Below are 7,097 nucleotides of genomic sequence, written 5' to 3'. Positions count from 1 at the left end.
CTAAGTACATGACAAAAAATTTATGAAATTGATTTTCAATTTGTTAAAATTTGTCAGCAACCAATTAGATAGGCAATCCAGTCCATTTTTAAAGACACTCACGGCCCTTCGCCCATGTTTTTTGATGGTAATGGGTTTAATGTTCCTATCGATAAAGTCCCCAATTTTGTAACACCATACAAAGGCAATCATAGTAAGCATAAAAAGCTTTTCCACCCTGTCTAATTGTGTTACATGGGTGTCCTCAATATTGAACCCGCTTGATTTGAGTGCTTTAAACAAGGTTTCAATTTGCCATCTTTCCCGATAATATTCCAAAGCTTCTTCAGGTTTGTTATAAGAGACAATGATCAGGTATTCTATGTTCCCGTTCCTTACGGTCTTAACCCCTGAAAGGTAGCACAATTCCCCATGCATCCTGACTATTTTCGGGGAATGGCAACATTGGTTTATCTTCAGATGGTGGAACCAATGAAAGGCCGTTACCTTCCTGTTCTTTTTAAAGCAATAGACCTTAAAATTGTTCCGGATACGGATGTGATACCGAATGCCATTTTCATTGAGGAACCCTATCCAATGTTGGCCAACAAACTCCCTATCAGCTAACAGGCAATCGATACGCTCGCGGCCAAACCACTGGATAAACCGCTTCACAAGCGCAATGCGTTCTTCCTCGTTGGAATTTCCCCTTTTGTCCAGCATAGTGAACATCAGTGGGAAAGCCACATTCCGGTAACTCACTCCCAACATTAGTATATTGATGTTTTTTTGGCCGAACTTCCAATTGGTCCTATCCATGACCAATGTAAGGGCACTTTTTTCAGGCAATAGCTCAAAGATGAACTTAGCCACCATTTCCATAGAAAGGCTGGACTCAGCCATGAAGCGTTGAATACGCCTAAAACAGCTTAAAGTCGAGGCCTTACTGTCAAATCCAACACTAAGTTTGGAATAATTGACAGACTTTACCTTGCATAAAGCCGTGATAAAATGACAGATCAGGCGGATCCTGGACAAATGGAGTTCCCCTTTAAAATGGGCTTTAAATATTGATAGCAATTGCGTATCTTCCGTGCGGAGACTGGTATTCTTTTTTAAAGGCAATTTGTGGTGAATTTTCCTTTAATATACTGAATATCAGTCTTTTTGACAAATTATCAAAGAGCTATTTTATTGGTTTTTAATCAATTAGAGTGTTTTGTCATGTACTAAAACCAAATTTACTTTCTTCATTAGAAGTATTCACCTGTATCAATACTTCTATGATCTTGTTTTCAAACTGTAAGCGTTTGTGTAATTTCTCTGCCAAATCCAAACGGTCAAGCGACTGAATGCAGGACACATTATATTTCAACAGGTCTTTAATTTTATTGGTTTGCAAATGCCCGATAAAGTGATTGGTATGCGGAACTTCTTTTAATGCTCCGTATTTTTCTTTTAGTTCCTGCACCTTGTTTTCGGCTATTAGTGTATATCCTGCCTGCAATGCAATTTTGATACGTTCCGAAGGAATGGTTTTGGTTGCCAATAGTAATTTTATTTCGTTAGGATTTCTGTTACTTTTTATGCAGGCATTGTTTATTCGTTCTTGTATAACGGCAATGTTTTGTAAAATTTCTTCGTTCATACTTCCATACATATTTTTTCTTCCAAGGTTCTTATCAGTTCTGATTTTACCAGTGTAAACGTATGGTCTTTCGCTTCGGCAAATGAGATATTGTATTTACGTTTTATACTTTGCAATACTGTTGGAAACTGGGACAACAGTTTGTTGTAATACTCGTCTAAAACCTGTGATTATCTCCGTGTAAATCAAAACTCATCATAGTTTATTTTAATGCGATCACTTACAGGAACAGAAACGCAAGCTAAAATCAAACCCTGCTGTATATGGGCTTCAGACAAAACAAAATTTCGCTTTAAACGTACTTCGCCCTCTTCCAATTTGCATACACAGGTGCCACACGTACCTCTGCAACAGGAATATGGTGCTTCAATCCCTTCGTTTAGTAGTGCATCAAGTAAGGGAATCTGTTTGTTCCACTGAATATGTTTTGTATCACCTTGCAATGTCAATGTTACTTCCACGTTTTCCGATCGCCCGTCTTGAATTTCAGCAAGTTTAGTTTTTTCTTTAAGAGACATATTAATTCGGTTGTTTTAAACTCATTACTAAAACCATATTTATAAAAGCCCGAAAGTTCTTTATCACTTTCGGGCTTTTGAAGGATGGCTACTTCAAATCTTCAATCGAAGCTCCAAAGTTGATGTGTAATACATTTCCGTTAGATAGCACCAATGCCGGAACAGATTGTACACCTGCCACTTCTGCATCCTTTACTTTGGCTTTATCTTCTCCCAAATGAATTACTTCTACCTGGTTCTCTGGAATGAAACTTAAAATATCCTGTTCTGCACTTACACATACGGGACAACCTGCGTGATAAAAAGTTGCTTTTGTCATTTTGTCTTGTTTTTAGCGATTTAACTTTGATAAACTTGGTTTTCTATGGCGGAAAGGATACCGTCCAGTTCCGCTATTTCATTTTGACTAAGTGGTTGAATGGGGCTTTTAAAGCCTCCACCGCCTACACCCAATAAATCCAGACCTGCTTTGATAGAACGTGGCAATCCTTTGGCTACAATGAATTTCAAGAGATCAACTTGGTTGTAGAATACCGTTCTCGCTTTCTCCAGATCGTTTTCCTGTATGGTATCATAGAGTGCCAAATTCAGCTCGGGTATCAGGTTGGGAGCAGCTGTACACCAGCCTCGTGCTCCGGCAGAAAATGCGGCTAATGCCAGCGGATTGGAGCCGTTGAAAAATGCGACCTCTTCGCCCAATTCCTTCCTCAGGTAGTGCATACGCTGGATATCGCCTGTACTTTCTTTTATCATCGTTACGTTCGGGATTTCCTGTAGACGCTTCAGCAATGCAGGTGACATATCCACACCACCAGTAGCCGGATTGTTGTACGCCATAATAGGAATGGAAATTTTGGAGGCTACTTCGTCATAGTGTTTCACAATTTCATCATCGGTTAGTTTCCAATAACTCATCGGGATGATCATTACGGCTGTAGCGCCTGCTTTTTCAGCAAATTTTGCGTGATAAACAGTTCGCTCGGTCGTCAGGTTTGAAACGCCTACCAATATGGGGACTCTGCCTGCCACCTGTTGCATCGTTGCCTCGGTTACGGCTTCTTTTTCGGCATCATTCAGGTAAGGCATTACACCTGTACTTCCAAGCGGGGCAATACCGTGGGCACCTGTGGTGACCAACCGTTCCACCTGTTTTTTGAATAAGGCAATATCTATCTGCTCATTATTATCAAAAGGTGTAATCGGATAGGCGATCACACCTTTAAATGGTACGTTATTCATTTTATGATCTTATTTAAAAGGTTAAAAATCTCGGCCCTCTTCCTCACGTAATGCTACGCCAAGGTTTTGGAGTTGCGGAGCATTTTCGCAAGCGATGTATTTGGCCGGTTCGCTATCGCTCAAATTCTGGTGCTGGTGCCAGGCCCAGGACGGAATGTATACTGCATCACCCGCTTCCCATTCTACGATTTCATCCTCTACTTTTGTCCAGCCCTTACCTTCGAGCACATACAAAACAGTTTCATAGGTGTGGCGGTGCAGATGTGTTTTTTGTCCGGGCAATAAACCACCGATGGTCATACTTACATTTTTACTCGGCAGGTCAACGAAGAACACCGGGTGTTTTCTTTCCTCCGAAAACTGGTTGTGTACACCTGCATTTTCAACGTTCTTGTGAATAACGTGAGAGGGCTTTACATAGGTTGGCCTGGCAAAGGTCTGATGAAAATCTTTTGAGCTGAATTGCTTTTGCTCAGTGTGGGTTGATTTCTTTACGGCCGCTGCTGCTAATTTTGACATAACTGAAATTATTACTGATTCTTTGCACTATTGCGATACAAAAGTACCGTACCTTTGGACTACCAAACTGATACAGTTTTCATAAAAACAGATAGTCCAGATGTTAAGAGGTTGGAAGTTTGAAATACAGTTAGATGAAAAATTGGACAAGGCTATTTACCTGCAAATAGCCGATGCCATTATAAAAGATATTCACTCGGGAAGGTTAAAGCCCGGTGATGCTTTACCCGGCAGTAGAAACCTTTCACAACTTTTAAAGGTCAACCGGAATACGGTGGTCGAAGCCCTTAATGTATTGCTTATTGAGGGCTGGTTAATTTCCAAAGAAAGACAGGGCACTTTTGTTTCCGATACATTGCCCGATTTCAAAAGCACACAAAAAACCAATCAGGAAACTTCCGTTATAAAAAATACGTCAATCAAACATTACCATTTGCAGATTGATGACGGAAACCCTGACAGCAAAATTGCACCCATCACGGAGCTGGCAAGGGCATACCGCCAAATCTTCAACCAAAAAGCAAGGTGGCAGATGATGGGATACGGTAATGAATTGGGCGATTTGGAATTTAGAACATCTATTGTACAAATGCTCAATCATCAAAGAGGTATGCAGATAAACGAACAAGATATTTGTATTACCCGTGGCAGTCAAATGGCCATGTATATGACAGCACAATGCTTATTCGTAAAAGATGATTATGTACTCATTGAAAATCCGGGATATAAACCTGCTTGGTCTGCCTTTGAAAATGCAGGCGCAAAGCTGTTGCCTGTCAGGGTAGATAAAGACGGGCTACTGACAGCTGATGTTATTTATTATCTCAAATCGGGCAAAAAGATAAAAGCAATTTATGTTACACCGCATCGACAATATCCGACTACTGCAACATTAAGTTTGAAAAGAAGACTGGAGCTCATAAGGCTTTCCAACAAATACGGTTTTACGATTATTGAAGATGATTACGATAATGAGTTTCATTTTGGTTATCGTCCTGTCTTGCCTTTGTCAAGTTTTACGGAACTGAAAAACTACGTTTACATTGGCACAATGAGCAAGGTTGTTGCTCCTGCTTTGCGTATCGGTTACTTGGCCAGTAATGACGGTTGCCTGGTCGAAAAAATAGGCAGTTTACGAAAGATTATTGATGTGCAGGGCGACAGTATTATGGAACAGGCTGTTTTGCAACTTATCAAAGACGGTACAATAAAACGGCATATCAAAAAGGCAACAAATCACTACAGATCCAAAAGGGATTTTACAGCAATCCTGTTAAAAAAACATCTTAGAGGCAAGGCAACTTATACTATTCCTGAAGGTGGTCTGGCATTTTGGATTGTTTCTAACAAGCAAGTGGACTGGTTACAGGTCTCCGAAAAACTGGAAAGCAAAGGCATCAAAATCATTACGCCCGATACTTATAGCCTCGATAAAACCGTAAACGGTATAAGATTGGGCTATGGCTCACTTTCTGAAAAAGAATTGGAAGAGGGGATTATTGCTCTGGGTAAAATGTTGTGATATTCAGATGGAGTAAAACAAAAAACCATTGGTCTTACTTATCATCCCAATTTATTTACTATGGAAATATCCAACTTTGTACTAAATGCAGACTGATTACCGTTTACACTAATCCCAGACATCATGGCTGCTTTTCCGCTTTCCTTAGGAGCATTCTTTTGAGGTGGAACAATACCTTAAACATTGATTTTTCTGTCGTTTCCATACCCGTAATTCTTAATCATAAAATGAAACTTATGTAAGCTAAGAAACCATACAAACAACTAAAAAACAACAGAATAAAAAGCTTCGTTTCGAGATTTAAAAGTGACGAAACAGTAACCTTACACTTTCTGAGTCTCGCTGATTACTGCCTGTGTTTCATCATCGAAAAAAGCCGTAAAACCTCTTATTCTTTGATATATTTTTGCTGAAAATTTATTTTAATGTCATATCACAGGCCGGTGTCAGGACATTTCCGGGACAGCGCGAATGGCATCGGCCATCTTTACCGCTCTTTCCTCTACTTCTTGGGCCGTCCAGCTCAGTTTTATCAATACGGAGATCGTACGGCCCATAATGGCATCGGAAGCAGGAAAACCGATCTTACTGTAATCCGGCATTCCCTTTACAAGCTCTGCAGGTAGTTTACCCAATGCTTTTAATTGCTTCAGATGATCCCATTTTTTGATGTAATGCCAATTGTTGTCATACCAGTAAAAACAACCGTCCACACCTGAGTCTCCAAGCGCTTTATGTACCTTCCGGGTCGTACTTTCGTCCGGCAGGAAGAAACTCAGAAAAGAATAATTTTCTTCCGCTTCTTCAGGGACTCTTCGGAAAGTAACCCCCGGAATACCCTGTAAAGCCGTTCTCAACACCGTATAATTCTTTTTTTGTATGGACAGAAAATCATCCAGTCGCGAAAGCTGTGCCAGCCCTACAGCCGCATGCAGTTCGGAAATCCGGTAATTATAGCCTAAAAACGGATGTTGCTCCGCACCCCGGTCATTACCTTCATGATCGTGTCCATGATCGGAATAATGATCGGCATGTTTCGCGTATTCCGCATTATCCGTAATAATTCCCCCACCTTCACCACAGGTGATGGTTTTTACATAATCGAAAGAAAAACATCCCAGATCTCCGTAACTTCCCAGCGGTTTACCGTCATAAGTTCCTCCTATAGCCTGGCAGGCATCCTCTAACAATAGCAGGTTATGCCTGTCGCAAAGGGCTTTCAGTTCGCGTAACTGCGCCGAAGAGCCGCACATATGTACCGGCATCACTACCCTGGTACGGGGTGTTATCGCTTTTTCCACAGCGGCAGGGTCCAGTGTAAGTGTATCGTCAATATCTACCAGTACCGGAACAGCCCCCACGGCCATGAGCGATTCAAAACTGGCTACAAAAGTAAATACGGGCATAATCACTTCATCACCTGCCCCTACCCCTGCACTGGCCAGGGCCACGGTAAGTGCGGCTGTTCCGCTGCTTACGAGTTTCGCATGTTTTGCATGCATTCTTTCACATAATGCAGCTTCCAGTTCCCTGGCTTTCCAGTGTCCTTTACGCATACCGTCAAAACCGTAACGCATCAGGACGCCATTGTCCAGAACATCATTAAGATGTTTCCTTTCCGTATCTCCGAAGAGTTCAAATCCGGGCATAAAATCGTATTGTTATATCGTTT

Annotated in this window: 7 protein-coding genes and 1 pseudogene; 1 reads left to right on the top strand and 7 read right to left on the bottom strand. The window is 41.2% G+C overall.

All coding sequences use genetic code 11. From position 1 onward, the window contains the following. The 6 genes and pseudogenes from BT112_RS10095 to BT112_RS10070 all read right to left on the bottom strand — a co-directional run bounded on the left by BT112_RS10095 (position 1) and on the right by BT112_RS10070 (position 3,903). Positions 1–1,017: an IS4 family transposase gene (locus BT112_RS10095; RefSeq protein ID WP_245776987.1), complete on the bottom strand. Its 1,017-nt coding sequence runs from the start codon at positions 1,015–1,017 to the stop codon at positions 1–3. Positions 1,018–1,213: 196 nt separating this feature from the next. Next, a pseudogene (locus BT112_RS10090) lies at positions 1,214–1,627 on the bottom strand (YggS family pyridoxal phosphate-dependent enzyme); the annotation flags it as partial. A gap of 185 nt (positions 1,628–1,812) precedes the next feature. Further along, positions 1,813–2,145, bottom strand: coding sequence for a 2Fe-2S iron-sulfur cluster-binding protein (locus BT112_RS10085; protein WP_072317242.1), 333 nt, complete (start codon positions 2,143–2,145; stop codon positions 1,813–1,815). 88 nt (positions 2,146–2,233) lie between these two features. Then, complete coding sequence (locus BT112_RS10080; protein WP_072317241.1) at positions 2,234–2,464, bottom strand: thioredoxin family protein; 231 nt, start codon at positions 2,462–2,464, stop codon at positions 2,234–2,236. A 20-nt stretch (positions 2,465–2,484) separates the two neighbouring features. Beyond that, positions 2,485–3,384: a dihydrodipicolinate synthase family protein gene (locus BT112_RS10075; protein WP_072317240.1), complete on the bottom strand. Its 900-nt coding sequence runs from the start codon at positions 3,382–3,384 to the stop codon at positions 2,485–2,487. Between the two features lie 21 nt (positions 3,385–3,405). Further along, positions 3,406–3,903 (bottom strand): cupin domain-containing protein, encoded by a 498-nt coding sequence (locus BT112_RS10070; protein ID WP_072317239.1) that lies wholly within the window; start codon positions 3,901–3,903, stop codon positions 3,406–3,408. A 100-nt stretch (positions 3,904–4,003) separates the two neighbouring features. On the opposite strand from BT112_RS10070, the gene pdxR reads away from it, so the two are divergent. Continuing rightward, complete coding sequence (gene pdxR / locus BT112_RS10065) at positions 4,004–5,425, top strand: MocR-like pyridoxine biosynthesis transcription factor PdxR (protein ID WP_072317238.1); 1,422 nt, start codon at positions 4,004–4,006, stop codon at positions 5,423–5,425. Positions 5,426–5,871: 446 nt separating this feature from the next. Here the strand turns inward: pdxR and BT112_RS10060 are convergent, their stop codons facing one another. Further along, positions 5,872–7,074 (bottom strand): DegT/DnrJ/EryC1/StrS family aminotransferase, encoded by a 1,203-nt coding sequence (locus BT112_RS10060; protein WP_072317237.1) that lies wholly within the window; start codon positions 7,072–7,074, stop codon positions 5,872–5,874. Positions 7,075–7,097 lie beyond the last annotated feature (23 nt).

Source organism: Sinomicrobium oceani, assembly GCF_900119185.1.
Lineage (GTDB): Bacteria > Bacteroidota > Bacteroidia > Flavobacteriales > Flavobacteriaceae > Sinomicrobium > Sinomicrobium oceani.
This window is presented reverse-complemented; position numbering and strand designations above follow the sequence as displayed.

Bases quoted from the DNA above. Each gene is read 5' to 3' on its own strand.
- BT112_RS10085 (WP_072317242.1), bottom strand. From the start codon at position 2,145: ATGTCTCTTAAAGAAAAAACTAAACTTGCTGAAATTCAAGACGGGCGA.
- BT112_RS10080 (WP_072317241.1), bottom strand. From the start codon at position 2,464: ATGACAAAAGCAACTTTTTATCACGCAGGTTGTCCCGTATGTGTAAGT.
- BT112_RS10075 (WP_072317240.1), bottom strand. From the start codon at position 3,384: ATGAATAACGTACCATTTAAAGGTGTGATCGCCTATCCGATTACACCT.
- BT112_RS10070 (WP_072317239.1), bottom strand. From the start codon at position 3,903: ATGTCAAAATTAGCAGCAGCGGCCGTAAAGAAATCAACCCACACTGAG.
- pdxR (WP_072317238.1), top strand. From the start codon at position 4,004: ATGTTAAGAGGTTGGAAGTTTGAAATACAGTTAGATGAAAAATTGGAC.
- BT112_RS10060 (WP_072317237.1), bottom strand. From the start codon at position 7,074: ATGCCCGGATTTGAACTCTTCGGAGATACGGAAAGGAAACATCTTAAT.